This window comes from Mucilaginibacter inviolabilis (genome assembly GCF_011089895.1).
GTDB lineage: Bacteria > Bacteroidota > Bacteroidia > Sphingobacteriales > Sphingobacteriaceae > Mucilaginibacter > Mucilaginibacter inviolabilis.
Window position 1 is genome coordinate 941,489 of the sequence record NZ_JAANAT010000001.1, and the last position, 25,920, is coordinate 967,408.

27 protein-coding genes are annotated in these 25,920 nt (G+C 42.3%); 17 read left to right on the forward strand and 10 right to left on the reverse strand.

Annotation, left to right across the window (positions count from 1 at the left end; genetic code table 11):
• Window positions 1-240 precede the first annotated feature (240 nt).
• From G7092_RS03660 to G7092_RS03670, 3 genes are read left to right on the forward strand one after another with little or no spacing between them, the layout of a single operon-like run.
• Window positions 241-720, forward strand: a complete 480-nt coding sequence (locus G7092_RS03660) for a free L-methionine (R)-S-oxide reductase MsrC (RefSeq protein WP_166086285.1) — start codon at window positions 241-243, stop codon at window positions 718-720.
• On the forward strand, window positions 717-1,364 hold the full coding sequence (locus G7092_RS03665) for an alpha/beta fold hydrolase (RefSeq protein WP_166086287.1): 648 nt from the start codon (window positions 717-719) through the stop codon (window positions 1,362-1,364). Before G7092_RS03660 ends, G7092_RS03665 begins: the two co-directional genes overlap by 4 nt.
• Window positions 1,361-1,963 (forward strand): DNA-3-methyladenine glycosylase, encoded by a 603-nt coding sequence (locus G7092_RS03670; protein ID WP_166086289.1) that lies wholly within the window; start codon window positions 1,361-1,363, stop codon window positions 1,961-1,963. The genes G7092_RS03665 and G7092_RS03670 overlap by 4 nt, the downstream gene beginning before the upstream one ends.
• A gap of 115 nt (window positions 1,964-2,078) precedes the next feature.
• Here G7092_RS03670 and G7092_RS03675 read toward each other — a convergent pair whose 3' ends face one another.
• On the reverse strand, window positions 2,079-2,474 hold the full coding sequence (locus G7092_RS03675; protein WP_166086291.1) for a winged helix-turn-helix transcriptional regulator: 396 nt from the start codon (window positions 2,472-2,474) through the stop codon (window positions 2,079-2,081).
• Window positions 2,475-2,591: 117 nt separating this feature from the next.
• On the opposite strand from G7092_RS03675, the gene G7092_RS03680 reads away from it, so the two are divergent.
• From G7092_RS03680 to G7092_RS03695, 4 genes are all read left to right on the forward strand, one after another.
• Complete coding sequence (locus G7092_RS03680) at window positions 2,592-3,005, forward strand: carboxymuconolactone decarboxylase family protein (protein WP_166086293.1); 414 nt, start codon at window positions 2,592-2,594, stop codon at window positions 3,003-3,005.
• A 160-nt stretch (window positions 3,006-3,165) separates the two neighbouring features.
• A complete protein-coding gene (kynU, locus tag G7092_RS03685; protein ID WP_166086295.1) occupies window positions 3,166-4,446 on the forward strand; it encodes a kynureninase in 1,281 nt (426 codons plus the stop codon).
• Window positions 4,447-4,494: 48 nt separating this feature from the next.
• Window positions 4,495-5,349 carry a bestrophin family protein gene (locus G7092_RS03690; RefSeq protein WP_166086297.1) on the forward strand — a complete coding sequence of 285 codons (855 nt, stop codon included), beginning with the start codon at window positions 4,495-4,497 and terminating at the stop codon, window positions 5,347-5,349.
• 6 nt (window positions 5,350-5,355) lie between these two features.
• Window positions 5,356-6,258: a histone deacetylase family protein gene (locus tag G7092_RS03695; protein WP_166086299.1), complete on the forward strand. Its 903-nt coding sequence runs from the start codon at window positions 5,356-5,358 to the stop codon at window positions 6,256-6,258.
• Between the two features lie 107 nt (window positions 6,259-6,365).
• Here G7092_RS03695 and G7092_RS03700 read toward each other — a convergent pair whose 3' ends face one another.
• The 4 genes from G7092_RS03700 to G7092_RS03715 all read right to left on the reverse strand — a co-directional run bounded on the left by G7092_RS03700 (window position 6,366) and on the right by G7092_RS03715 (window position 9,515).
• The gene (locus G7092_RS03700; RefSeq protein WP_166086301.1) at window positions 6,366-7,748 is read right to left on the reverse strand and encodes an MATE family efflux transporter; all 1,383 of its coding nucleotides are present in this window, start codon (window positions 7,746-7,748) and stop codon (window positions 6,366-6,368) included.
• A gap of 163 nt (window positions 7,749-7,911) precedes the next feature.
• Window positions 7,912-8,538, reverse strand: a complete 627-nt coding sequence (locus G7092_RS03705; protein ID WP_166086303.1) for an RNA-binding domain-containing protein — start codon at window positions 8,536-8,538, stop codon at window positions 7,912-7,914.
• A 31-nt stretch (window positions 8,539-8,569) separates the two neighbouring features.
• Window positions 8,570-9,028: a GNAT family N-acetyltransferase gene (locus G7092_RS03710; RefSeq protein ID WP_235953770.1), complete on the reverse strand. Its 459-nt coding sequence runs from the start codon at window positions 9,026-9,028 to the stop codon at window positions 8,570-8,572.
• A 10-nt stretch (window positions 9,029-9,038) separates the two neighbouring features.
• Window positions 9,039-9,515: a DUF4442 domain-containing protein gene (locus tag G7092_RS03715; protein WP_166086305.1), complete on the reverse strand. Its 477-nt coding sequence runs from the start codon at window positions 9,513-9,515 to the stop codon at window positions 9,039-9,041.
• Between the two features lie 171 nt (window positions 9,516-9,686).
• On the opposite strand from G7092_RS03715, the gene G7092_RS03720 reads away from it, so the two are divergent.
• The gene (locus G7092_RS03720) at window positions 9,687-9,890 is read left to right on the forward strand and encodes a hypothetical protein (protein WP_166086308.1); all 204 of its coding nucleotides are present in this window, start codon (window positions 9,687-9,689) and stop codon (window positions 9,888-9,890) included.
• 51 nt (window positions 9,891-9,941) lie between these two features.
• On the opposite strand, the gene G7092_RS03725 is transcribed toward G7092_RS03720, so the two are convergent.
• Window positions 9,942-10,736, reverse strand: coding sequence for an SDR family NAD(P)-dependent oxidoreductase (locus G7092_RS03725; RefSeq protein ID WP_166086310.1), 795 nt, complete (start codon window positions 10,734-10,736; stop codon window positions 9,942-9,944).
• Between the two features lie 379 nt (window positions 10,737-11,115).
• Here G7092_RS03725 and G7092_RS03730 point away from each other — a divergent pair, with 379 nt between their 5' ends.
• From G7092_RS03730 to G7092_RS03760, 7 genes are all read left to right on the forward strand, one after another.
• Window positions 11,116-13,257, forward strand: a complete 2,142-nt coding sequence (locus G7092_RS03730) for an alpha-N-acetylglucosaminidase (RefSeq protein WP_166086312.1) — start codon at window positions 11,116-11,118, stop codon at window positions 13,255-13,257.
• 538 nt (window positions 13,258-13,795) lie between these two features.
• Window positions 13,796-15,406, forward strand: coding sequence for an RICIN domain-containing protein (locus tag G7092_RS03735; protein WP_166086314.1), 1,611 nt, complete (start codon window positions 13,796-13,798; stop codon window positions 15,404-15,406).
• A gap of 150 nt (window positions 15,407-15,556) precedes the next feature.
• Window positions 15,557-16,069, forward strand: a complete 513-nt coding sequence (locus tag G7092_RS03740) for a hypothetical protein (RefSeq protein WP_166086316.1) — start codon at window positions 15,557-15,559, stop codon at window positions 16,067-16,069.
• 584 nt (window positions 16,070-16,653) lie between these two features.
• A complete protein-coding gene (locus G7092_RS03745) occupies window positions 16,654-17,889 on the forward strand; it encodes an aspartate aminotransferase family protein (protein WP_166086318.1) in 1,236 nt (411 codons plus the stop codon).
• Window positions 17,890-17,892: 3 nt separating this feature from the next.
• Complete coding sequence (locus G7092_RS03750; RefSeq protein WP_166086320.1) at window positions 17,893-18,915, forward strand: zinc-dependent alcohol dehydrogenase; 1,023 nt, start codon at window positions 17,893-17,895, stop codon at window positions 18,913-18,915.
• A 25-nt stretch (window positions 18,916-18,940) separates the two neighbouring features.
• A complete protein-coding gene (locus G7092_RS03755) occupies window positions 18,941-19,624 on the forward strand; it encodes an HAD family hydrolase (protein ID WP_166086322.1) in 684 nt (227 codons plus the stop codon).
• Between the two features lie 85 nt (window positions 19,625-19,709).
• Window positions 19,710-20,873, forward strand: coding sequence for an MFS transporter (locus G7092_RS03760; protein WP_166086324.1), 1,164 nt, complete (start codon window positions 19,710-19,712; stop codon window positions 20,871-20,873).
• A 54-nt stretch (window positions 20,874-20,927) separates the two neighbouring features.
• On the opposite strand, the gene G7092_RS03765 is transcribed toward G7092_RS03760, so the two are convergent.
• Together G7092_RS03765 and G7092_RS03770 are read right to left on the reverse strand one after the other, a co-directional pair.
• The gene (locus tag G7092_RS03765; protein WP_166086326.1) at window positions 20,928-21,311 is read right to left on the reverse strand and encodes a nuclear transport factor 2 family protein; all 384 of its coding nucleotides are present in this window, start codon (window positions 21,309-21,311) and stop codon (window positions 20,928-20,930) included.
• A gap of 11 nt (window positions 21,312-21,322) precedes the next feature.
• Entirely contained in the window at window positions 21,323-22,219 is an 897-nt protein-coding gene (locus G7092_RS03770) for an aldo/keto reductase (protein ID WP_202985213.1), read from the reverse strand.
• Window positions 22,220-22,433: 214 nt separating this feature from the next.
• Here G7092_RS03770 and G7092_RS03775 point away from each other — a divergent pair, with 214 nt between their 5' ends.
• Together G7092_RS03775 and G7092_RS03780 are read left to right on the forward strand one after the other, a co-directional pair.
• Window positions 22,434-23,249, forward strand: a complete 816-nt coding sequence (locus tag G7092_RS03775) for an oxidoreductase (RefSeq protein WP_166086330.1) — start codon at window positions 22,434-22,436, stop codon at window positions 23,247-23,249.
• A gap of 22 nt (window positions 23,250-23,271) precedes the next feature.
• Window positions 23,272-24,084 (forward strand): helix-turn-helix domain-containing protein, encoded by an 813-nt coding sequence (locus G7092_RS03780; protein ID WP_166086332.1) that lies wholly within the window; start codon window positions 23,272-23,274, stop codon window positions 24,082-24,084.
• 41 nt (window positions 24,085-24,125) lie between these two features.
• On the opposite strand, the gene G7092_RS03785 is transcribed toward G7092_RS03780, so the two are convergent.
• On the reverse strand, window positions 24,126-24,476 hold the full coding sequence (locus tag G7092_RS03785) for a hypothetical protein (protein ID WP_166086334.1): 351 nt from the start codon (window positions 24,474-24,476) through the stop codon (window positions 24,126-24,128).
• A 184-nt stretch (window positions 24,477-24,660) separates the two neighbouring features.
• Window positions 24,661-25,920 (reverse strand): tetratricopeptide repeat protein, encoded by a 1,260-nt coding sequence (locus G7092_RS03790; RefSeq protein WP_166086336.1) that lies wholly within the window; start codon window positions 25,918-25,920, stop codon window positions 24,661-24,663.

Below are 25,920 nucleotides of genomic sequence, written 5' to 3' on the forward strand. Positions count from 1 at the left end.
AACAGGAGCTCATTAATGCCATAAAAACAATTAACAACATTAATAATCTCGTAGCTGTTTTTCGTCGATAAGAACGCGAGGAGATTGCTTCGTCGTTCCTTCTCGCAATGACATATAAGGAATGTACAGTGCTGATATGACAAGTAGGTATCACTTATTAAATCACAACTCTATCTGGTATTAGCCTAAATATGATACCCGGTTGATGTACTTTCTGCTATACATTGCTATTTTTGTATTATGGCAGAGGATTTAAACATAACCACATCAACCAATAAAACCGAACAGTATACTACACTTATTCCGCAGATAGAAGCCTTGTTGTATGGCGAGCCCGATTTGGTGGCTAACCTGGCTAATGTGGCCGCGGCTTTAAAGGAGCAATTCAAATGGTTTTGGGTGGGATTTTATCTGGTTAAAAACAATGAGCTGGTTTTAGGTCCGTTCCAGGGCCCTGTGGCTTGCACCCGCATTGGTTTGGGTAAAGGTGTTTGCGGCGCGGCATGGCAACAAGCCAAAACGCTCGTGGTGCCCGATGTAGAAGCTTTTCCTGGGCACATTGCCTGTAGCTCGCTTTCGCAATCAGAAATTGTAGTACCTGTGTTTCATGATGGGGAAGTGGTTGCTGTTTTGGATGTGGACAGTGAATTGCTGGATCAGTTTGATGAAACCGACGCTCAATATCTCGAACAAATTGTAAAGCTGCTGAACTTTGCATGAGCAGGATTTACCTGATAGCGGGCCTCGGTGCCGATACCCGGGTTTATAACAATATCGACCTGCATGATCACGAGGTGATTCCTGTTGATTGGATAGAACCTCATCAATCAGATACTTTAAACACCTATGCGCAAAAGCTTATCCATCAATACAATATACTACCAAATTCTGTTTTGATAGGTAACTCTTTAGGCGGAATGATTGCTGTGGAGATAGCTAAGCAGATTCCTGTAAAAAAAGTGATCCTGATATCGAGTATTAAAACCAACACCGAAGCGCCCGGGTATTTTAGCTTCTTCCGTACTTTGCCTGTTTATAAAATTATCCCGGGAAAATGGTTCACCTCAATGGGCTTTATGGTCAAGCCTTTATTCGGGCACATGAGCGCCGAAGACGCCTGGTTGTTTAGCGATATGCTGAAAAATTCATCACCCACCTTTGTAAAATGGGCTATGGGAGCTGTATTACATTGGAAAAACAGTGTTATCCCGCCCAATCTTTTTCATATCACCGGCGATAGAGACCTGGTGTTCTCTTTTAAGCGTATTCCCGATGCTACTGTTGTTAAAGGAGGTACCCATATCATGATATTTGATAAGGCCAAAGAGATCAATAAATTACTAAAAAATATCCTCAAAAAATGAAGTTACCCGAAGCGTTTTACCTGGGTACCGATGTGGTGGCTATCAGCAAAAGTTTATTAGGTAAGTATTTGTTTACCTGTATAGATGGTGTAACTACAGGTGGTTATATTGTTGAAACAGAAGCTTATAATGGTATTGTAGATAAGGCGGCGCACTCTTATGGTAATCGGCTTACGCCACGTACCCAAACCATGTTTATGCAGGGTGGCATTGCTTATGTATACCTGTGTTATGGCATTCACGAAATGTTTAATATCGTAACTTCAACAGAAGGTCACCCTACAGCAATTCTGATCAGGGCGGTGCGTCCGACGGAAGGTATCGAGGCCATGCAGGTGCGGCGTAATATGCCGGTGCTTAAACCAACCATCACTGCCGGTCCGGGTTCTGTGGCTAAAGCTCTGGGAATATCCCGAAACATCAATGCTATCAGTTTGCAAAGCGACACCCTTTGGCTGGAAGATCGCGGACTGAATTTTACCGATGATCAGATAACGGTAGGTTCGCGAATAGGGGTTGCTTATGCTGCAGAAGATGCTTTGTTGCCGTATCGCTTTTATGTGAAAGGCGATGTTTATGTGAGTAAGCCGAATAAGTGAGTGGTAGTTATCCTGAAAAGGATGTCATGCTGAGCTCCGTCTAATCATGGTGAGTAGGCCTCTGCGCTCAACCCTTCGACGGAGCTCATGGTGACAGGCCGCCGCCGTAAGTGAGTTATTTATCTACAATTTCTGACTGTTCACTAAGCGAAGAAGCTGGTTTTGGCGGATACTCAATCCCGGCTTCTTTGATCAATTCGTAGCCATATAGCATGATGTGCTCAATCAACGGTATAGCTTTCATGCCCTTGGCGGTGATGCGGTACTCTACCTTTGGCGGTACAACCGGGTAAACTGTACGCTCTATCAGTTCCTTGCTTTCCAGTTCGCGTAGCTGACTGGCTAGCATTTTATGGGTGATATGAGGGATATCCTTTTTTAGTTCGCCATAGCGCAGTACTTTGTATTGTAATCGCCAAAGTATAGGCATTTTCCAAGTTCCGCCTATATGATTCAGGGCGAATTCCATCGGCGTGTAATACAATTTTTTATCGTGAAAAAACTCTGGCATAAGCTAATGTTCTTAAAATCAATATACTTTCTATTTTGTGCGTATGCTACATAAAAGTGCATATCATACAGCAAAGCTGTTTCGACTTCAAATTTGCAGAAAAAACAAGTGAATGTTATGGATTACAATAAAATTTCAAAGGAAGCAACTATCGGTTATTTGTATAAATCGCACACAAGCATCAGGCAGTCGGAAACCGACAATCATCTGATCGCGCTTGCGGAACTACGGGTTTCGCAGATCAATGGATGCGCTTTTTGCTGTAAATTTCATGCCAATGAACTCCGTGAATTTGGATTTGAGCAAAACCTCGTAGATCAATTGCCGGGGTGGCGATTATCATCCGGATTTAACATCCGGCAAAAACTGGTACTGCAATGGGCAGAGGCGGTTACGCTGATGCAAAAAGATCTGCAGCTGTACAGAACGGAACTGGAAGCTCAATTTTCAGAAAAGGAGATCGTAGACTTAACCGCCAGTATCTCACTCATGAATGCCCTTAACCGCTTGCGCATAACGCTTGGGCATTAAAATTATTGAATTAGTGATTTAGTGAATTAGTGAGTGAGGAGTGAAAAATGTTATTTGAAATTTTGTGAGTTTCTGTGCAATTGGAAAAACGCGTCAGGTATTCTTTTGACAAAATTCACTAATTCACTAAATCAATAATTCAATAATTATCTTTGGCTCGATGAATTATCAGAATAGTTTGGCGTTTGCTTTGGAGCAGGACGCGCTTGATCCGTTAAAAAATTTCAGGAGTCGTTTTTTGATCCCGCAGCATCAGGGCGCCGACGCGGTTTATTTATGCGGCAATTCTTTGGGCCTGCAACCGGTTTCGGCAGGGAAATATATAGCCGACCAACTGGCTATCTGGCAGAACCTCGCTGTTGAGGGTTGGTTCCAGGGTGATGATCCCTGGCTTGATTATCATAAACAGCTTTTACCCTCGATAGCCAGGATTGTTGGCGCGAAGGAAAGTGAAGTTACGGTTATGAACTCACTTACAGTAAATCTTCATTTACTGATGGTAAGTTTCTATAAACCAAATCATAAACGATTTAAAATAATCATGGAAGGCGGGGCGTTCCCCTCAGATCAGTATGCGATGGAAAGCCAGGTTCGGTTTCATGGTTTTGATCCCCAAGAGGCTATTGTCGAGATATTTCCACGTGAAGGTGAGCTTACATTGCGTACCGAAGATATCCTCCAAACTATCTATAAACATGCCGATGAGCTGGCCTTGGTTATGTTCGCCGGTATCAATTATTATACTGGTCAGCTTTTTGATATGGAAGCAATTGCTGCAGCGGCGCACGAAGCTGGCGCATACGCTGGCTTTGATCTGGCGCATGCTGCTGGTAACGTTCCGTTGAAATTGCACGACTGGGACGCTGATTTTGCCTGCTGGTGCTCGTATAAGTATATGAACTCAGGTCCGGGTGGTATCAGTGGTGTTTTTGTGCACGAAAAGCATTTTAATAATCCCGAACTAGATCGCTTTGCCGGCTGGTGGGGCTATCGCGAAGACAAGCGTTTTTTAATGGCTCCTGGCTTTGATGCGGCCAAAGGCGCCAATGGCTGGCAGGTAAGTACCAGTCCGATATTGCTCCTGGCTTTATTTAAAGCCTCTATGGTTATCTTTGATGATGCGGGTGGTATCGATATCCTTCGAGAGAAAAGCGTGGCTTTAACGGGCTATATGGGGTTTTTGATCGATGAGTTGAATAAGGAGCAGGGAGAGGAGGTGTTTAAGGTCATTACGCCAACGGATCCGCAGCAGAGAGGTTGCCAGTTATCGGTAGTTTGCAAGCGGAATGCCAGAGCTATTTTCCAATACCTGGCAGATAACGGTGTAATAGGCGACTGGCGCGAACCCGATGTGATCAGACTAAGCCCTGTGCCGCTTTACAACACATTCCAGGATGTGTATCAGGCTGTGCAGCAAATGGCTGCGGCGATAAAGCATTGACTGCTGAACAAGAAATTTTTTGAATTTTGAATTTTTACTTAACAGAAAATGGTTTACTATAACCCCAAAGAGTGGTTTTCTTTTATTTTCAGGATCAATAAGGCTGATACTTTACGGGAGCTTTTTCCACTGATGCTGGCCGTGGGTGCCTATGCAGGCGTGGTTACTTATTTGCTGATAGATTTTTGGCATTTGCCTGATACTAATGTGCTGCGGAAGGTGAATTTTATTCATCAAACCATTGGCTTTGTGTTTTCGTTATTGCTGGCCTTTCGAATCAATTCGGCATATGACCGCTGGTGGGAAGGGCGCAAGATATGGGGTAGCCTGGTAAACAGCAGTCGCAATCTGGCCATTAAGCTGAAGCACCTGGTTGGTGAAAATGATGCGGCGTTTTTTAACTACGCCATACCACTTTTCGCGCGATCGCTTCGGGATCATTTAAGAGATAAATATGTACCGGAGGAATCTGAATTTATAACCATTGATCCGGGTAAGCATGTACCCAATCAAGTAGCCTCGGCTATTATCGAAAATGTGTACAGGCTCAATAAAAGTGGTGTAATTAACCCGGAGCAATTATTTAGTATAACTACAGAAATAACTTCATTTACAGATATTTGTGGTGGATGCGAGCGTATCAAAAAAACACCTATTCCTTTTTCTTATAATGTGTTTATCAAGAAATTTATTTTCACTTATATCATGACGCTGCCCTTTACCTGGGCCTTTGATTTGAAGTATTTTATTATCCCCGTGATTGCTTTTGTACTGTTTGTTTTTGCCAGTATTGAAATATTGGCCGAGGAGATTGAAGATCCATTTGGCTATGATGCCAACGACTTGCCTTTGGATAGTATCTGCGATAATATCAGGAAGCATGTGGGAGAGATATTGGCTTAGTAGGGTATGTTCAAAATAGCTTACGATACTATATACGCGCATCCACTACCCGAAGGTCATCGCTTCCCGATGCTCAAGTATGAGTTGATCCCGGCGCAATTGATGCATGAGGGGGTGATTAGCAGGGATAACCTGTTTTCGCCTGATGTGCTGTCTGAGGATATTATTCTGCAAACCCACGATGAAAGTTACTGGTGCCAACTACGTGATTTGACCTTGTCTGAAAAAGAGCAGCGTCGTATTGGTTTCCCTTTGTCGGCCCGGTTGGTGGAGCGCGAGATTAGGATAGCCAAGGGTACTATTGATGGCTGCAGGTTTGCTTTTGATAATCGAATCGCTTTTAATGTAGCCGGTGGCACACATCATGCAGGTAGTAACTGGGGTGAGGGTTTTTGTCTGTTGAATGATCAGGCTATTGCTGCTAACTGGTTATTAAATAATGGATTATCTCAATCTATCTTAATTGTTGATTTAGATGTGCATCAGGGTAATGGCACTGCCCAGATATTTGAAAACGACTCCCGGGTGTTTACTTTTTCGATGCACGGAGCCAATAATTTTCCTTATCGTAAGGAAACATCCGATCTGGATATCCCGCTGGCTGATGGGGTTGAGGATGATGAGTTTCTCGATATTCTGTACGATGTGCTGCCTGGTTTGATCCAACAACAAAAGCCCGATTTTATATTTTACCTGTCGGGCGTTGATGTCCTGGCCACCGACAAGCTGGGTAAACTGGCGCTGAGCAAAGAAGCCTGCAAAGCCCGCGACAAATTTGTATTTGAACAATGCATTGCCAATAATCTGCCCGTGCAGGTTAGTATGGGCGGTGGTTATTCTCCGCAGATTAAAGATATTGTAGAGGCGCATTGCAATACTTTTAAAGTGGCGGCTGACTTGTATTTTTGATGTTTGAAAATGCTTGTCATGCTGAACGGAGTGAAGTATCTATTATGAAGCTTTTCAATCGCAGAGTAGATCCTTCGTTCCTCAGGATGACAAAATAGCTGGGCTTTTTAATCCTTCGCCAATATCGGAATAGTATTATCGCGACGATGTTTTTTGCTAATGATATTAAAGCGAAGGAACAGCAATACCGAAGCCGTTGCCAGGCCTAAAGTTAAACCATACCAAACTCCGTTAACTCCCAGATTAAGCTTAATGCCCAATAGATAACCTGCCGGTAAACCTACTACCCAATACGCCAAAAACGTAAAAATGGTAGGGATGTTTACATCGCCCATGCCGCGGAGTATGCCCAGGCCAACTACCTGCGCGCCATCAAATAACTGAAAGAATGCAGCTATGATAAGTAACTGTGCTGCAATATTAATAACGGCCTGATCGGAAGTTATTATCCATGGTAGCAGATGCCTGCCGAAGGTAAATATCAGTGCGGTGGTAGCCATAAAGGCCAGCACAATATGATAATTGGATATGGCCGACATCCGGAGGTTTTGATGGTGACCTGCGCCAAAATAATTGCCTGATTTAATGGCGGCTCCCGCAGATATACCGCTGGCCATCATATAAGTCATGGCGGCTAAACTGATAGCAACCTGGTGCGCTGCCTGCTGATCGAGGCCGATAACGCCTACCAAAATAGCAGCTCCACCAAAGGCGCTTACCTCAAAGGTATACTGCAAAGCCACCGGGGCGCCAATCTTCATGATCTGTATACCCCGGATGCGGTCGATATTTCTGATAGCAAAGCTTTTCAGGTACTCCTTAAATATAGGCGATCTTAAAACATAAATGGCCATCACTATCGCCATCACGCAACGATCTATCAGGGTACTGTAACCAACACCTTTAATGCCCATAGGGTGAACACCGAACAGACCTTTCACAAAAATCACCCCAAGGCATATATTGAGCAAATTACCCCATATAGATATAAGCATAGCCTGCTTGGTAAAACCCAGACCCTCGGCAAATTGCTTAAAGGTGGCAAATACCAGTAACGGAATGAGCGATAAACTGAGCAGAAATAAATAAGGTTTGGCCTCGGCTACCACCTGCGGCGATTGATCTAAATGACCGATGAGCAGCATCGTTCCAAAATAGATTGCGGCAAATAATAGTATACCACTAATCATGTTTAAGAATAAACTATTAGAAAGCAGCAATCCGCATTCTTTAAAATTTTTACGGCCGTTATTTTGTGCTATGAGTGGTGTTAAGCCATAGGAGATACCCATGCCGATAACCAGCGGGGTCATGAAAAGGCTGTTTACCAACGACACGGCAGCCAGGGAAACGGTACCCGCAAAATGGCCCACAATAATAGAATCGGACATTTGAACCAGCGTATGCCCAAGCTGTGATATCACTACGGGAATAGCTAGTTTAAGGCTTTCGCCATAATAAGGTTTGTATTTCAGGAAAGTGCTTTTCATTATTTTAGGTATACAGGAGAGCAGAAAGCTTAAGGCAGAGAGCCTAAAGCTGCATTGCTGGTTATTAGCAAATTTACTATAATTTTTTTAGCTACCGCGTCAGCCCTGGCAATAGTTTATGGTATTAATAGCTTTCTGCCTGCAGTTTTCCGCTTTAAACTACTCAGCTTACGGTATAAAATTCTTCTTTTTCGGTGGTATTGATGCGAATAAGGCCCGATAATATCAGGTCAACCAAGATACGCTGTGCCCGTCGTCGGCCAATCTTTAATAACTCGGCACACTCCTTAATGGTGATGCGGGTGTGTAACTCCAAATATTGCAGCAGCGACTTTTCATTTTCGGAATATTCAATCAATACACCCTCATCACTTGACGATCGTTTAAGTACTTCGAGCACAATTTTACTGGCCAGCACGCTTTTATCCTTTACCCTTACGTATGCCCACCATTTGCCGTCTTCGGCCAGGGCATAGTGTGGTTTCAGGTCACTGGCAGGGGTATCAACAACCAATACCAGCTTGTCGTCTACATAAACCTCATCAAATATGGGTTCCAAAGCAGGGCGCGCAAAAAAGTGCGCTGCTTTGGTGATCATATAACGTTCTTCGTCTTCAGATTTTACACCTTTAATAGTACCATCATCGGCAACGCCTATTAATAGTTTGCCGCCTTTGTTGTTGGCAAAGGCTACCATGGTACGGGCAATTTTTTCGCAGCTGGTAATAGTTTTTTTAAAGTCGAGTGTTACACCTTCGCCCTCAAATATCAATTTTTTGATATGGTTCATGTTAGCGCTGTTATCCTATCTGTTAAACTGATTACTGAGGTTTAATATAGGGAGTAAATATTTCCATCCATCTTTCCGGACGGCTTATTTCTGTAAATCCAAACTGATTGTACAAGCCATGAGCGTCGGCGGTGGCTAATGACCATCTTCTTAATCCCTGCAGATCGGGGTGTTTAACAATAGTTTGCACCAGCCATTTGGACAGGCCTTTTTGACGGAAATCGGGCAAAATAAATACATCGCACAGGTAAGCAAAAGTAGCATTATCAGTAACAACGCGTGCAAAACCAGCTTGAATGTCTTGCTGGTACACACCAAAGCACATAGAGTTGACAATGCCTTTTTCCAGCGTTTCGCGCTGAATGCCCTGTGCCCAGTATGAGTCGTCGTTCAGGTAATTATATATCAGATCAATGTTTAATAAGCTTTTATCGGTTGATATCAGGAAGCCTTTTTTAATAAAGACCTCGTCGTTCATATAAGTAGCCATTACAATAGAATTATAAATTAGTACCTGTAAAATTTAAATTACGCAAATACACCTCAATCGTTACTGATACGCACATTTCGCCATCTTTATTATAAATCTCGATGGGATGGTGTACCATGTATTTGCCTTCCGTGTTTAGTATCATTTCGGCATGTTCAATCTCGGCATCGGTTAAAGTGATGCTAAAATAGAGATTTGACGAGCCTGGTTTTAAATAATGTATGGTTGATGATTTTGACCATACCTTTAATTTGTACCCTTTTTGAATAAGCAATTGGTGAAACAATACCGGGTAAAACGGGTCGGCGGCCGAAAAAATGGTGCCTCCGAATATAGCATTGTTGTAATTTTTATTCAGGATACTCTTAACAATTTTTACCTGAACTCCTTTAAAGCCTTTATCAAATTTCACCACCCAGATACGTTGAAATAAAAGGGGAGGGTAGAAACGCATCGCCCACTTTAACATTCGTTCAGATACTACCATAGCCCTTAAATATCTGAAATTTATAAGAAATTAATAGCATTTGTTATGTAAAATTAGCGGTTTTGATAGCTCAGGATGTTTGATGGAAATTTTAACTTAAACAATATTGTTGCTGTATGGTTAATAATGGGTACTAAATAAAACAGGCAATTCATTAAAATACAGATAACTATGAAAAAGCAAATTTTAAGTCTGGCACTTGTCGCGACCATGGTAGGTGCCATAGCAGCAGGTTGCAGTTCCGAGAAAAAAGCCGGAGGATCTGACAGCACCAGCACCGACACCTCAAAAATGGCAAGTCCTGCGGCAAAAACCGATACGGCCGCAAAGCCCGACACCGCTAAAAAGGATACGGCTACAAAACCTGTTCACTAAAACAGATTTATAAATAATCCCCGGACAAGTAATTTGCCCGGGGATTATTTATTAAAATGCGCTTTTGATCACGCCACCGTCGGCCCTTAGTAAAGCGCCATTGGTTGCTGATGATAGCGGACTGGCTATATAGGTAACCAGGTTGGCTATTTCGTCGGTTTCTGTAAAGCGCTGAATGATAGATGTACCACGCATACTCTGGAAAAATTCTTTTTCCATCTGGCCGGCGGTCAACTTTTTTTCAGCGGCAAGTTTATCAATAAAGCCGCCTACGCCTTCAGAACGGGTTGGGCCGGGTAAAACGGAATTTACGGTTACGTGAGTGCCTTTGGTTAATTCGGCAAGGCCACGCGCTACCGCTACCTGTGCGGTCTTGGTCATGCCATAATGGATCATTTCCTCGGGTATTTGTATAGCCGATTCGCTGGAGATAAAAATAATACGCCCCCAGTTTTTTTGCAGCATTTGATCAAAATAGGCCCTGGAGAATCGTACACCACTCAGTACATTCACCTCGTAAAACTTCAGCCAGTCCTCATCGGTAATATCCTTAAATGCTTTAGGTTCAAAAATGGCTACGTTGTTGATCAGGATGTCAACTTCGGGCAGGCTGCTGATGATTCGGTCGATATCGCTCTTGCTGGCCATATCGCCGCTTAAGCCATGAATATCGTTATTACCGGTTTCTTTTTTAATCTGGTCTACCGCGGCTTTAACACGCTCGTCGGTCCGGCCGTTCACATATACTTTTACGCCTTCGGCAGCTAATGATTTAGCTATGGCATACCCAATACCGGCGGTTGAACCGGTTACTAAGGCTACTTTGTTTTTGAGTTGAAGATCCATGTTTTTTCTATAGTTGAATTAAGAAATTAAAAGTACCCAATGTTTCGCTGGCATATATCATTACAAATAAAAGATGGAATGGTGCTGACAAAATGGAAATTTAAAACTGTGACAATACGATTATAATGGATAATACCAATAGGTATATTTTTACTTTCGTAAATGATCCTTTGGTAAAGCGTTCCTGAGGTTTTAAGAAGAGCTTGTTAGTCAAATAACAAGGGTGTTTTGATAGAGAGGGGGAGGGTTCTATGGCTATAGAACCGCTCCCCTTTATTTGTCAGGCTGTTATTAAATTAATGGATAGCAAACGTTTGTGTGAAGAAATATAACCGGAATAAGAGCCATTTATCCTGTAGGATGATATCTTCATACTATCATGAAGAAGATATGGATATTGATGATGGCCTGTGCGGCATTTTGCCAGACCCGGGCCCAGGATTATAGCCCGGTTCAGCAACTGATAGGCAGGGAGTTTCCTTTTTTAAAGGGAAAAGTGCAATTTCGGAAGATTACCAAAAAGGATAAGGGGGATGTGTTCCGGCTTTATCAGCATGGTGGTTCGCTAGTTATCGAGGCCAATACGACATCTGCCGCTGCCTATGCGGTAAATTATTACCTGAAAAATTACGGTCATATGTCGCTTTCTCATTATGGCGACAATATCAGCCCCTTGGCAAAACTGCCGGCTGTTCCTGATACCATCAACGTGAATACACCTTTTCAAATCAGGTACGCTTTAAATTACTGCACTTATAATTATACCTATAGCTTTTATAACTGGAAGGATTGGGAGCGTGAGCTGGACTGGATGGCCCTCAATGGCGTAAACACCATGCTGGCTCCTATAGGCACCGAAAAAGTGTGGCAAAAAATGCTGGCCGGTTTGGGTTATACCGATAGCGAGATTCGCGCCTATATCCCGGGTCCGGGCTTTAATGCCTGGTGGCTGATGGGTAATATGGAGGGTTGGGGAGGCCCGGCGAGTGATGGGATGATCAATAAATGGGTGGTTCTGCAGCAGAAAATATTAAAGCGGATGAAAGAACTGGGTATCCAACCCGTGTTGCAGGCATTCACCGGACTGGTGCCCGATAATCTGGCTGTTAAATATCCCAAAGCCAAAATTGTACGGCAAGGTAAATGGGCAGGTGGCTTTCAGCGGCCGGCGTTTTTGGCTCCTTCTGATAGCTTGTTTACTAAAATGGCCCATCAGTATTATACCGAAATGAAGGCTTTGTACGGTAGTGATATCCACTATTTTGGCGGCGATTTGTTTCATGAAGGCGGCAAGGCGACGGGTATTGATGTTCCGGTTGCGGCGGGCGATATACAAAAGATCATGCAGCAGTATTACCCTAACAGCACCTGGGTTCTGCAGGGTTGGCAGGATAACCCTCGGAAAGAGCTGTTAGCAGGGCTCAAAAAGGAAAATGTATTGATACTGGATTTAAAAGGAGAGGAGTTTAACGAATGGGAAAGCAGGAACGCCTTTGAGGGTACGCCCTATATATGGGGTTCGGTGAACGATTGGGGCGGTAAGATCACCATGATCGGCGATCTGAAACGATTGGTGAGCGAACCGCACCGGGCAGATGCATCAGCCCAAGGTAAATGGATGAGCGGTATAGGCGTTATCCCTGAATCCATCACCGCCAATCCGGTTGCTTTTGATCTGGCCTTGCAAACGGCCTGGTCTGAACCTGGAATTGATATGGATAAGGTGATCAAAAATTATATCAGTTATCGCTACGGGGCTTACAATAAAGATGTTGATGAAGGCTGGAAACTATTGCTTGGCTCCTTATATGGTGTAACGGACTCCAAAGGAGCCGAAGCTATATTTTGTGCCCGGCCTTCTGAAAATGTAACCAATACATCAACCTGGGGTTCTGATTCGATACAATATGATATTCAAAAACCGGTGCAGGCACTAATGCTTTTTCGCAGAGCAGCCACACAGTTTCAAAACTCGGCTACCTATAAAATTGATATGGTCGATCTGGCCAGGCAGGTAATGTCAAACCAGGGCAGGATAGTTTACGCCAATTGTATGAAAGCGTATAAAGCAAAAGATGAAAAAGCTTATCAAAAATGGAGAGACCAGTTCCTGCAGATGATCCGTCTGCAAAACGAATTATTAAATACCGAGCCAACTTTTATGCTGGGGCCATGGCTGGAGCAAGCTAAGGCCTATGGCACTACCCCAGAGGATAAAAAACTTTGCGAATGGAATGCCCGTGCTCAAATAACCTATTGGGGGCCCGACTATAATCCTCAAACCGATTTGCACGAATATGCCAATAAAGAGTGGGGCGGCATGCTGGATAGTTTCTACCTTCCTCGTTGGGAGATGTTTTTTAAGGAATTGGACAACCGTTTAAAAGGTAAGCCGGCAGCAACGGTAGATTATTTTACTTTCGAAAAAAACTGGGCACGGCAACAAAATAGCTTTCCAATCAAAGGATCCGGAAATTTTTTAACGGAGATTGACCGGGTGATAAAATTGATTAGCCAATAATAAGCTGTTTATCTGCGAATAAGGGGGGCTTTATATGCATATAAAGCCCCCTTTTATGTATTCAAACTATTATAATATAGTTTGTTTTTTATGATTAACAAACGTTTGTGTGCTATTTTTGGCCGATAATGATGTATCGTTGATTTATGTTGTTTAGATGATGGTTATTAACCTGTTATTTTGAATGTATATTGAATTGAAGTAGATTATTCAAGATTAATTTAATAAGACCAAACCTGCTTTCCCATGCAGTTAAATGATTTAACACAAACGTTTGTGTTACAAAAACAAATGTTTCCCGAAAATTTAATATTTATCTTGTTTTTGTAAGCCAATAAATAGTTGAATATTAATTCGTTGTGTCGTAATCTGAAAATGTTGTTTTGTTTTCGGCTACGTTGCTTTTGTTAAGTGTCATCGCTTAATTTCTGGTGATTTACGATCTGTATTTTGGGTATCTATTGGTTTGTAGAATAGTTCTTTTCTATGAATAACATATATTAAATATTAACAAACCAATTAAATTACCAAAATCACTATGAAAATGATGTTAAACAAACTCGCAACAATTGTATTGTTATGCGGGGCTGCATTTGTATGCTCCTGTAAAAAAGACCTGGTGAACACTTCGGCCAACGGTGCGAACAAATCAAACCTGCAGACCAAAGTAGTCAGCGGCGATTACACCTCAGAAAACGCCTACAGTCTCAATGTGGTCTATTTTGTACCTTCAGACCGCACTGCCATTACTGATTATCAAACCCGTTTAAGCAAATTATTACGCTGGGGTCAGGAGTTTTACAGGTCAAATATGATCCGTAACGGGTACAATTCAACATTTGGCTTATTTGTAAAAACAGCCGATACTTCGTCTGTTCGTATCATCGTTATCAATGGGCAAAGTCCGGCAAGCTCTTATACCTACAGTAATAAAGGAACGGTTGAGCAGGAAATCAACAGTTATTTTACGGCTAACCCAAGTTTGAAGGCAAGTGATCATTATCTGGTTATTATGCCTGTGCCCGATATTAATGCAGCCGATGTGCCTTTTTATGGAACCGGCAGATTCTGCTACGCGCTGGATTATGCCAAATTTGATATCCAGTATATGGGGCAGGCCACCACCGATGGCAACCTGCTCACCAAATGGTTTGGCGGTATGATGCATGAGCTTGGCCACGGTTTAAATTTGCCACACTCGCACGAAACTAATACCGAGCATGCCACTTTGGGTACTAATTTAATGGGTTCGGGAAATTATACGCTCGGTTCGGCGCCAACATTTATAAACCGTGCGGGTAGTGCCATACTGAATAATTGCCAGGTGTTTTCTAAAACGGTAAAAACATTTTATAATACATCATCTGCATCACTTACCTCTTTGAATGGAAGCGTAAGCGGCGGCAATTTTATAGTTTCAGGAACTTTTACTACTACAGATGCTATAACCGCGGTTAATGTTTACCAGGATCCGGGACCAACTTATGGCGAGCCAAACAATAATTATGATGCTGTGGCCTGGTCCGTTAATCCAACAGGAAATTCATTTACAGTGACTATGCCCATTTCGGAGCTTCAAAAGACTACGGGTGACTATGAATTATTTGTATCATTAATTATGAGTAACGGAAACCGGACTACGGTTGGTTATCTGTATACTTTCAGCAATAATTTACCGGTGATCGGTTTTAATTTTGATCAGACAACCGCTCTAACTGATGGTATCTATGAATTAAAAGCCGCTTGCGCACCTGGTCGTAACCTGGATGTAACCGGCAGCGGAACAGCTGATGGTACCAACGTGGCTGTTTATACTGATGGGAATACCAGTAACCAACGCTGGCAGATAACCAGCCTGGGTAACGGATATTACAAACTTGCTCCGCAACATACTACCGGCAAAGTGCTTGATGTTGCAGGTGGTAGCGGTGCATCAGGAGCCAATGTAGATATTTCTACGGATAGTGGTTCCAATGCGCAGAAATGGAAAATTGTGAGTGTTGGCTCGGGTTATTATAAACTACAGCCAGCTTGCGCACCAACACTATGTCTGGATGTTACCAGCGGAACCGATGCCAATAACAATGTGGAGATCTATACAGATAATGGGGGAGGCGCCCAACAGTGGAGATTTGAAAAGATAAATTAACCCCGTTGCTTAATATTGCGAAAAAAGGCGTATCTTACTATTAGGATACGCCTTTTTGTATTTTAAAAGGAGTAGTGTTTTGCCCCCTGCAGAAAAGCAAGTTAAACCAAATGAATCCAATACTGTCCTATTACAAAAATATCCTCTAAGATGAAAAAAGTAATTTTTGCAGCAGCTTTACTCATAAACTGCTTTGTATTCAAAATAGCCAATGCTCAAATTAGTGTTAATTTGGGTATAAATATTGGTAGTCAGCCAGAATGGGGGCCTGTAGGTTACGATCATGCCGAATACTATTATATGCCTGATATTGATGCCTATTACTCAGTTCCAACACACCAGTACATTTATTATCAAAATAATGCCTGGATACGCACAGTATCCTTACCCGTAAGATATCGGAATTACGACGTGTACAGTGGCTATAAAGTGGTAATCAATGACCGGGATCCATGGTTGAGGAACGATGTTTACAGAACCAGGTATGCCAATTATCGTGGCAGGAGAGATCAGGTGATCATTCGTGATAGCAGGGAAGAGAAGTATCGTGACCACTGGGATAATGGTAAACACAAAGGCTGGTATAAAAAAGATAAAGGTTGGAAAAAAGACCATGGTGATGATGATCGAGACCATGATAAACACCATGGACATGATGATTGATAATTAGGGATGAAGAATCTTCAACAAAAAGCCTGAAATATAACTTCAGGCTTTTTTGTTGAAGCTGATAAAGATATCATAGGGCTTTCGTCTGCATAACGAAAGCTTTTTTTGTATACAGATTTTGAATTTAGGATACTCTTCTCAAGAGCAGGATATTACTTTTTATTATAGATTAGGTTGGTTTTTCATAAGAACTGTATATATTATAATACCTATAAGTAATAATGGTTATTGTGAATTCTACACCTTGCCAAGCAATCTCTTGCATCAAAAACGCCCCTGTTTGAATAATTTAAATGAATTTATTTTTATTTATGTCAATAAAATTTCTTCACGAGAAAGTAAAGTTCATTATTTATTAATCTAAAAGAAATGTAAAATTACTTGTTGTTATATAAAAATATCATACATTGCGCTTATTATTTACCTAATAAAACGTTTTATTAAGTTATTATAAGATAATATATTCTAATTTATTTGTTTATGGAGCTGAAAATGAACCATATGGAATTTTATTGCCTAATAAATAATTAATAAAAATTTATACAAACCAAATATTAACCACTTTCTAACTTAAAAACATGTCCAACAACGTCACTTTTACAAAAGGTAGTGGCATTCGCCTCTACACCCCCGAAAATGAAGAGTACATAGATGGGGCTTCAGGAACATTTAACCTCTCGCTGGGCTATAGTCACCCCGAACTGGTGGAGGTATTGAAACAACAGGTTGAAAATCTGATCCATGTATCATCGGCATTTACTGCCGAACTGGCGCAGGAAGTGCTTGACCGTATTTTGGATGAAGCGCCAGAGCATATTACCGATGGCTGGATGCGCGATATCATCGGCTCAACAGCCAATGAGGGTGCAGTGAAGATTGCCAATAAATTTAATGGTAAAAACGAGGTAGTTAGTTTATCGCTATCGCATCACGGTCAAACATTGTATACTACCAATATTTCGGGTAATGCGTTCAGGCGGAAGTCTTTTTCCAATACTATTTCAACCAAAAATGCCATTGTGCCTGCACCATATTGCTACCGCTGCCCGTTTTCGGCTAAAGGACCCGGTCAATGCGGTTATTTATGCGCCGAAGCTATTTATGATTATGTAGAATACGGCAGCTCTGGTAATGTATCGGCCATGGTAATGGAGCCTATACTGGGTAATGGAGGCAATATCATACCTCCGGATGGTTATTTTGAAAAAGTACGGCAAATATGCGATGAACTGGATATCACTCTTATTGCAGATGAAGTGCAGACAGGTATCGGTCGTACAGGGCATATGTTTGCCAGTGAGCATTATGATATTAAGCCCGATATTATTACGCTGGCCAAAGGCCTGGGCGGTATTGGTATCCCGGCAGCGGCCATTCTATATAAACCGGAGTATGCGGTATTGGAAAAATTCGAACACTCTTATACCTCGGGTGGTAATCTCTTGTCGCTCACGGCATCACAAAAAACCATGGAAGTGGTATCCCGGGAAGGTTTCCTGGAAAATGTACGTAGTACTGGTGTTGTTCTGGGCGAATTACTAAACAAACTTAAAGAAAACTATCCACGCATTATAGGCGATGTACGTGGTATTGGTTATATGTGGGGACTGGAGATCATCGATAAAGATGGCGCTCCTGATCCGGCTTTAACCAACAAGATCATTGATGTTGCTTTTGAAGATCATAGCCTCATTTTAAGAAGCTCCCGTTACGGCTTTGGTAATGTAGTTAAAGTGCGCCCTGCACTGACCGCTACTGTTGATGATATTGAAGAGATCTATTCCCGTTTAAATAAACTTTTTAGCCAGATATAAGACATGAAAGCAATTGTGTATAGCGGAGCCTGGGATATTGATATCCAGGACAAAGCAGAACCGGAAATTACCTTACCGGATGAGGTGATTGTAGAAATTAAAGCGACAGGTATTTGTGGTACCGATCTGAGCATTATCTCGGGTGAATATAACGCAAAACCCAGTGTGATCATCGGGCATGAATCGGCCGGTATTATTGTAGCCAAAGGGAGCGGGGTTGATAACTGCATCGAGGGGCAGCGTGTGATCATCGACCCAACTTATTTTTGTGGGTATTGCGAAAACTGTCGCAGAGGACAGCGTAACCACTGTCTGCATAAATCAAGTACCGAAGTCGGTGTATCTATAGATGGTACGTTTACTAAGTACTTTAAAACCACCAAACATTTCATCTATCCGCTTAATGACAATATCCCGTTTGAGCAGGGTGCCATGTCTGAACCGTTGAGCTGTGTGTTAACGGCAGTAAAAAAACTGGCGGTAACTCCCTTTATGCGTACGGCCATATTAGGCGGCGGCCCTATCGGTTTATTATTTTATATGGCGCTTACCCAACACGGCATACAGGAAGGTGTGATCTATGAAGCATCACGCCAAAGGATCAAACTGATAGAGGAGAACAACGTGTTATCCAAACATTGGAAAATTGAACCGGCCTTTATTCCGCAGAAAAATCAGTACGACCTGATCATCGATACAACCGGTTCTTTACTGGAAAAATCGATGCAGGCTATTGCTGATGGTGGTAAAATATCCATGATGGGTTTGCGTAACAATCAGCAAACCATTAACCCGAGGGAAATAGCCGATCGCAGTATTTCTATTATCGGTTCCATTGACTCTATGGATACCTTCAAACACGCAGTTGATATGATCAACGGTGGCAGGATGGGCCTTGAAAAGATCATCACGAATGATTATAACCTGGACGATTTTAAACTGGCTATTGAGCATTTAGGTGTTAACGTGGGCACGCGTGAACGCAGCAATAATATTTCGAGCCTAAAATCAGTGATTACTATCTAATTCATACGTTATTAAAAATCAACTCATGAAATACATTATTTTTGATATCGACGGAACTTTAACCGATACGACAGAGGTTGACGACCGTTGTTTTACCCGGGCCCTGGAAGATGTTTTTGGGTTCAAGGGCTTTGAAACCAATTATGGTCATTATGTAAATACCACCGATTCGGGTATTATTGATCAGTTATTCCAGGAGCAGCATCAACGCACTTATACCGAAGCAGAACGGGAGCGTTTTATCAGTCATTTTTGTAACTTGTTAAAAGCGGCTTACACACAGGAAAAACATTGCATGAAAGAAATACCCAAAGCAGCTCAGATCTTCCATACGCTTTGCGGACAGGAGGGTGTAAGTATTGGCCTGGCTACCGGCGGCTGGCGCGAGTCGGCTTTATTTAAACTCCGCTGTGCCGGTATCAATCTGGAAGGCTGCGTTGCTGCTTCTTTTGCACAGGATGCCAAAGCTAGGCGCGATATTATTAGCAACACCATCAGGCAGATGAACGAGCAGCATAATATAGAGGTACCTATGACCGATATTGTTTATGTAGGCGACGGTCGCTGGGATTATGAAGCTACCAAACAACTGGGTATCCGTTTTATTGGCATCAACAATAAAAAACTAGCCGAGATCAGTGATATTGTAAAACTGGATGATTATGATGAAATTCATCAGCATCTCTGGAATCAGGCTGTGCCTGCTTAATACTTAATGGATAATACCTGTCTGGAGTAATAAAATATTCCGGACAGGTAATTTTACTACCGCCCCCGGGCTTTTAAATAAATGTATGTTATCATCACCCGTATCTACCTCATCTATTGATATCAAGCGCTCGCATCGCATTGCTACCTGTATATTTTTCTTTATCTGTGGTTTAACCTATTCCAGCTGGACCTGCCGCATCCATGACCTGAAAGCATTTTTTAGCCTGAACAATGCCGAGCTGGGAAGCGTACTATTCGCTTTACCCATAGGTTTGCTCACCAGTTTGCCTATTTCGGGCTGGATGGTTACCAAATATAAAAGCCGCCGGGTGTTGATAGCCGCGGGGATACTTTTTCCGCTGATTTTATGTATGATTGGCTTGATAACCCATATCTGGCAGTTGGTTATCGTACTGTTTTGCTTTGGCTTTTTGAATAATGTTTTTGAGGTAGCCATGAATACGCAAGCGGTTGGTATTGAATCATTGTACGGACGATCGATCATGGCATCATTTCATGGTTTGTGGAGCTTGGCCGGCTTTAGCGGCGTTGCTATAGGCACGCTTGCTATCAATCTGCAATGGCCACTTTGGATGCATTATGTGATCATTGGTGTATTATGCTGGATCATGGTTATGATATCCTATAAAAATTTGTTGCCCGAAGACGAAGCTTCAGAATCACAACCGCTGTTTGCCAAGCCCGATTATAATATCCTGAAACTGGGCTTCATCGCTTTCGCAAGCCTGATAACAGAAGGAACGATGTTCGACTGGAGCGGTGTTTACTTTCAGAAAGTGGTAACCGTACCCGAAACGCTCACTACGGTGGGTAGCATAGCCTTTATGGCCACTATGGCGGCTGGCAGATTTACTGCAGATGGCCTGGTAACAAAATATGGCGTTAGCAAAATTCTGCAGTTCAGTGGTGTTATCAGTACATCGGGTTTGTTGCTGGCGGTTATATTTCCTAATATCTATACGGCAACCATAGGTTTTTTAATGGTAGGAGTAGGGGTGTCATCGGTAGTGCCTTTGGTACTGGCTATTGCAGGTAAATCAAAAACGCTGGCACCCGGAATTGCTATCGCGGCAGTGTCCACAGTTGGTTTCCTGGGTTTTCTGATAGGGCCGCCATTGATTGGTTTTATTGCCCAGGCAACAAGTCTGCGCTGGTCTTTCACATTGATCGCGCTATTGGGTTTGGGTACAAGTTTTATGGCCTCTCAAATCAAAAAAATGATATGATGCTTACTACTGTATGTTGCCGGACAGGACTCTCGTACAAACTATTGTAAAACTTCACTTCATTTGCTGAACCCATTGGCTACGCCATGCCGGTGCCTCGAAAGCATCGGCAAAATACTGTGTTTCGTGTACCACCTTGCCATTACGAAACTCCATAATACTTATGGTATATGCCGATTGTCCCTGGTAGATGATAGTGTATTCTGTGACCCAAAGGTGGCCTTGACCGAGAATGCGCTTAACCTGGAAGCCTGAAGGTTTACCGGGGTGATGGCTTCGCAGGGCCTGCAAATTATTTCGTCCGATAATCCGCTCTCCCGATTGGGGATAATCACAGATGGCATCGTCGTCATAAATATCATGTTCGGCGTTTGCATCGCCAGCTGCCGATGCCTGCCAGTGCGCATTTAGCGCTTCAAGTATTTGCTCATCTTTCATGATTACTTATATTATTGAATTTGTTCGTCTAAGTTACGTTTGGGGATGAAACCCGGTACGCCTGTACTCACTACTTGATTGAGTCTTTGTCTGGTCTTAATACCGTTGATCTCATCAAAGGCGTCATCAGGCAGGGGAGAGATATCAAAATTCTCTTTCGCTCGGGCTGCGGTTTTGGGTGTGGTAAGTATAGCTGTACCGCGTTGCAGCGCCCAGGCCAATAATACCTGAGCCGGTGTTTTTCCAATTCGTGCAGCAATGGCCAAAATAACCGGATCTTCCAGCAATCCCGGCCGCATTCCGTGACCTAATGGCGCAAAAGCTAAAAACACAATTCCTTTCTCCCGGCAAAATTCCAAAAGTTCTGTTTCCGGCAGATAGGGATGTGATTCTACCTGCACTACGGCTGGTTTAATTCTCGCCGCTTCGTATAGTGGGATCAGGTCTTTCAAGGTAATATCTGACAGCCCGATGGCCCGGCATTTGCCGCCGTCTACCAAACGCTCCATTGCTCTCCAGGTGTCGAGCAAAGTTACTTCCGGATCATAAATAACATTGCCGTTTTGATCCCGCGGGTCCTGATCATCACCCGGCTGAAATGCAAACGGTGTGTGGATAAGATAGAGATCCAGGTAATCAAGTTGGAGCCTTTTCAAACTCGCTTCGAATGCCGGTTCTACGCGCTCGGGCCGGTGATTGGTGTTCCATAACTTAGTGGTCACAAAGATATCTTCGCGGGTTATGTTTCCAGCAGTGAGCCCTGCCTGTAGCGCTTCGCCAACCTCGCTTTCATTCAGATATCGTTCCGCAGAATCAAAGTGTCTGAATCCGGCTTCCAGCGCATCTCTGGTAGCGCTTATAGTCAAAGCTTTATCTGGAATCAAGGTACCAAAGCCTAGCCAGGGCATATGAATGGGATTGTTTGTTGTTTTCATTTCTATGTTTTTAGATTGTACAACAAAGTACGTCAGAAAACTTCACGCGGCTGTGTGACCTATATCACATTTGAACAAAGGAGTGGATTTATATTAAAGTGGTCCTGTGATATAACTAATTCGGCCCGCTGATGAAACCTATGCCGGGTGGATTTGTAAGAACTTTGTCTTATTAAATCTTTAGCAGATGGAAAAGAAAAGAGTAGTATTGGTTACAGGGGCTTCGTCCGGCATCGGTGAGGCGACAGCCTTGTTGTTAGCCAATAGCGGATATATAGTATACGGTGCCGCACGCAGGGTCGAAAAAATGAAACACCTTGAATTAGCGGGTATTCACATTTTACCGATGGATATTTCCAATGACGAGTCGATAGTGCTTGCGGTAAACGAGGTCATCACGAAGGAAGGTGCGATTGATATCCTCATTAACAACGCCGGCTTTGGTTCTTTCGGCGCCGTGGAGGATGTCGCGATGAAAGATGCGCGCTATCAAATCGAAGTAAATGTGATCGGTCTTGCTAGGTTAAGCCAGTTGGTTTTACCTTACATGCGGAAACAACACTACGGAAAAATCATTAACGTTACTTCTATCGGCGGTAAAATGGCCACGCCTATGGGCGGATGGTACCATGCCAGTAAATTTGCCGTAGAGGGATTAAGCGATAGCCTGCGTATGGAAGTGAAGCAATTTGGTGTAGATGTTATCCTTATTGAGCCCGGAGGGGTAAAAACAGAATGGGGAACCATCGCGGCCAATTATGTTAGCGAAATTTCGGGCAATACTGCCTATAAAAAAATGGCAGATAAAGCCAAAGAGATGGATGCGGCACAGGAAACATATTCGGAGCCTATTGAAATTGCCAGGGTCATCAAAAAGGCGATGGAAGTTTCAAAACCTAAAGCACGATATTCCGCGGGGCGTTTATCGGGTTTAATCCTCTTTTTAAAAAGGTGGTTAAGCGACGCCGCTTTTGACAAATTTACCATGCGGCGTTTTAAATAATTGCCGATATTTAACTTAATCCATGGAGCAAACTGAGCGTCAATACAATATCATTATGTCTACCTGTCCGGCGGTAGGGCATCGGGGAGGGGAAGACCTCGTACCTGAACATGCCCTGGCTTACCGGATCAGCGGGGTATCGCACACCTTTATAGGCGATGATATGCATGTTTCCGGACCCGGCTCTATAGCACTGGCCCGGCGCAATACCTTATTAAAAACGATCAAATACCCGGAGCGCGACAGTCCGCCGTTTCGATCTATAGCTGTTTTTCTGGATCAGGCCATTTTGAAGAAGATAAGCATGGAAGAAAATATTATAGCCGATAATATCTACAACGGAGAGCCGGCTCTGGATCTTAGCCATAGCCAGTTTTTGAAAGGATATTTCGAATCTTTAATTCCATTCTTCAACACAGGCGCCACATTAACACCCGGTTTGGCAGAACTAAAGACCCGGGAAGCTGTCACATTATTACTTCAGCATAACCCGGGCTTGAAAAATATGCTTTTTGATTTCCGTGAACCGGGTAAGATCGACCTGGAGGCATTTATGCACAAAAATTACGTTTATCATATCCCGCTTGCCCAATTTGCCCGGCTTTCTGGACGAAGTATGACCACATTTAAACGGGATTTCAAAAAAGTTTTTGACGGCACACCAGAACAATGGATCAGGAATAAAAGACTGGAGCGTGCACATTTTTTAATTGCAGAACGAAAGCAATCTCCTGTATCGGTATTCGCCGAAGTTGGCTTTGAAAGTCTTTCCCATTTTTCCATCGCCTTCAAAAATCACTATGGTTATAACCCATCAATATTGACTTCGGGTTAGGTTTATTTCACGACATTTATACTTGAAGGTAAGCAATATATTTAAGATGCCTCAATATAAGATACAGCAATCCGGTTGCTATTAATTTTTATTCCAATGCCTTTGTGAATTAAGTCTTTACCAATTTTCCATTTAAATTCATATGCTTCTTGATCTTTTTTTTGAGTGATTTCTAAAGTACAATATATTGCTTTCTTGGGTTCTCCAAGTGTTTCAATATATCTTGCCTTATAATTTCCAACAATATCCTTTTCATGATTATTAGTGATTTCTCTTTTTGCAATCTCGTTGCTGATTTTAAAATCAGCAGAGGTTGAATACATGCCGTTTAATATTAGCACGTTGCCATTATCAATAATCTCGTAAACCATAATACCATGAAATAAAGCCATATTTTTATATTAGATCATAAAGCTAATATAAAAACTACACGGTAGGAATATTTTTTTTGAGTTTTAATGAAGCATTTTCGCTAATATTCTTACAATAGTATAAATTTCACATAATTAACATTATGTTAAGTAATAGAATTAAAAAGAGAGGCTTTATTAAAAAGCCCCTCTCCTGTATGATATCTTATTGACCGTTTAAAGCGTCAATTTTCTTTTTGGTTGCTTCTGCATTAACGTTATCTTTTTTACCTAAGTAATAAGTTCTAAGATTTGTTAAGGCATCAACAGATTTTGGATTCAGATCAGCTGCTTTTACCAGATATGGTTTTGCTAAATCAAATTGCGCGTTAGCTTTAGCTATAGCGGCATCATATTCTTTTTGTTTGTTGGCCGGTAATTTATTTGCAGCGTTGTACGCATCAATTGCCGGGTTAAGGATTACATAGCCCAGGTTTAAGTTAGCTTCAAAATAGTTTGGATCAATTTCCAGGGCTTTTTTGTACATCTCGGCAGCTTTATCATAATTTTCAACTTTTTGCTGTTGCAAAGTGTTTTTAGCTGCTGCGTCTTTAGCTTTAGCTTGTTCTTTAATAATAGCTTCGGCGGTTTGTGAGTAAGTTAAACCTGCGTAGTAGTACAAAGTTTTGTTTTTAGGATCAGCAGTTAAAGCGGCTTGTATTTTTTGAATTACTTCTTTTTCTTTTCCTGTTTGCAGGCTTATTTCGATCTCTCTTTTACGCAGATCGGTATTTGAAGGATATTTGGTTATACCCTCGCTAACAGATTTAAGCGCGTTGGTAGTATCTTTATTAGCCAAATAAAGTGATGACAGATCCATATAAACACCCGCGTTTTTGGAGTATTTAGTGGTAACCAGCTTGTTGTAATTGGTGATGGCTGCCGGATAGTTTTTGGCGTTGGCCGCTGCTAAACCTGTATAGTAAATAGCATTGGTATCCTCTGGTAAAACGGTACGGTAGTAATCAAATGAATGATAAGCCTGATCGTATTTTTGAGCACCATATTCAGCAACACCTTTGGTTAACTGGTATTGGGCCAGATTTAAATAAGCGTTATCAATCACTTGTTTGTTTTCGCCTTTGGTATCCAGTTCTTTGGCTTTTTTTAATGACTCATCCGCAGTTGTAAATAAAGGCAATGAAGTAGCCGCAACAGTATCCTGAACAGCTAATGCAGCGTAAATAGCTCCTTTTAAAGCAAAGGTTTGTGGTAAGGCTGATGTTTTTTCGTTAGCAGCTGCTTTGTCAATGGATGTTTTGGCTGTTGCAAGGCTTTTGGTAGCCACGGCTAAGGTAGCTTTTGCTCCTCTTAGTCCTTCGTAGTTGTCATATTCACTTTTTGCAGTGCTCAATTCACCTTTTTGTGCAAACGTTGTTGCTGAAACTAAGCCTAACAGGCCTGCCATCAAAAGTTTGATTTTCAT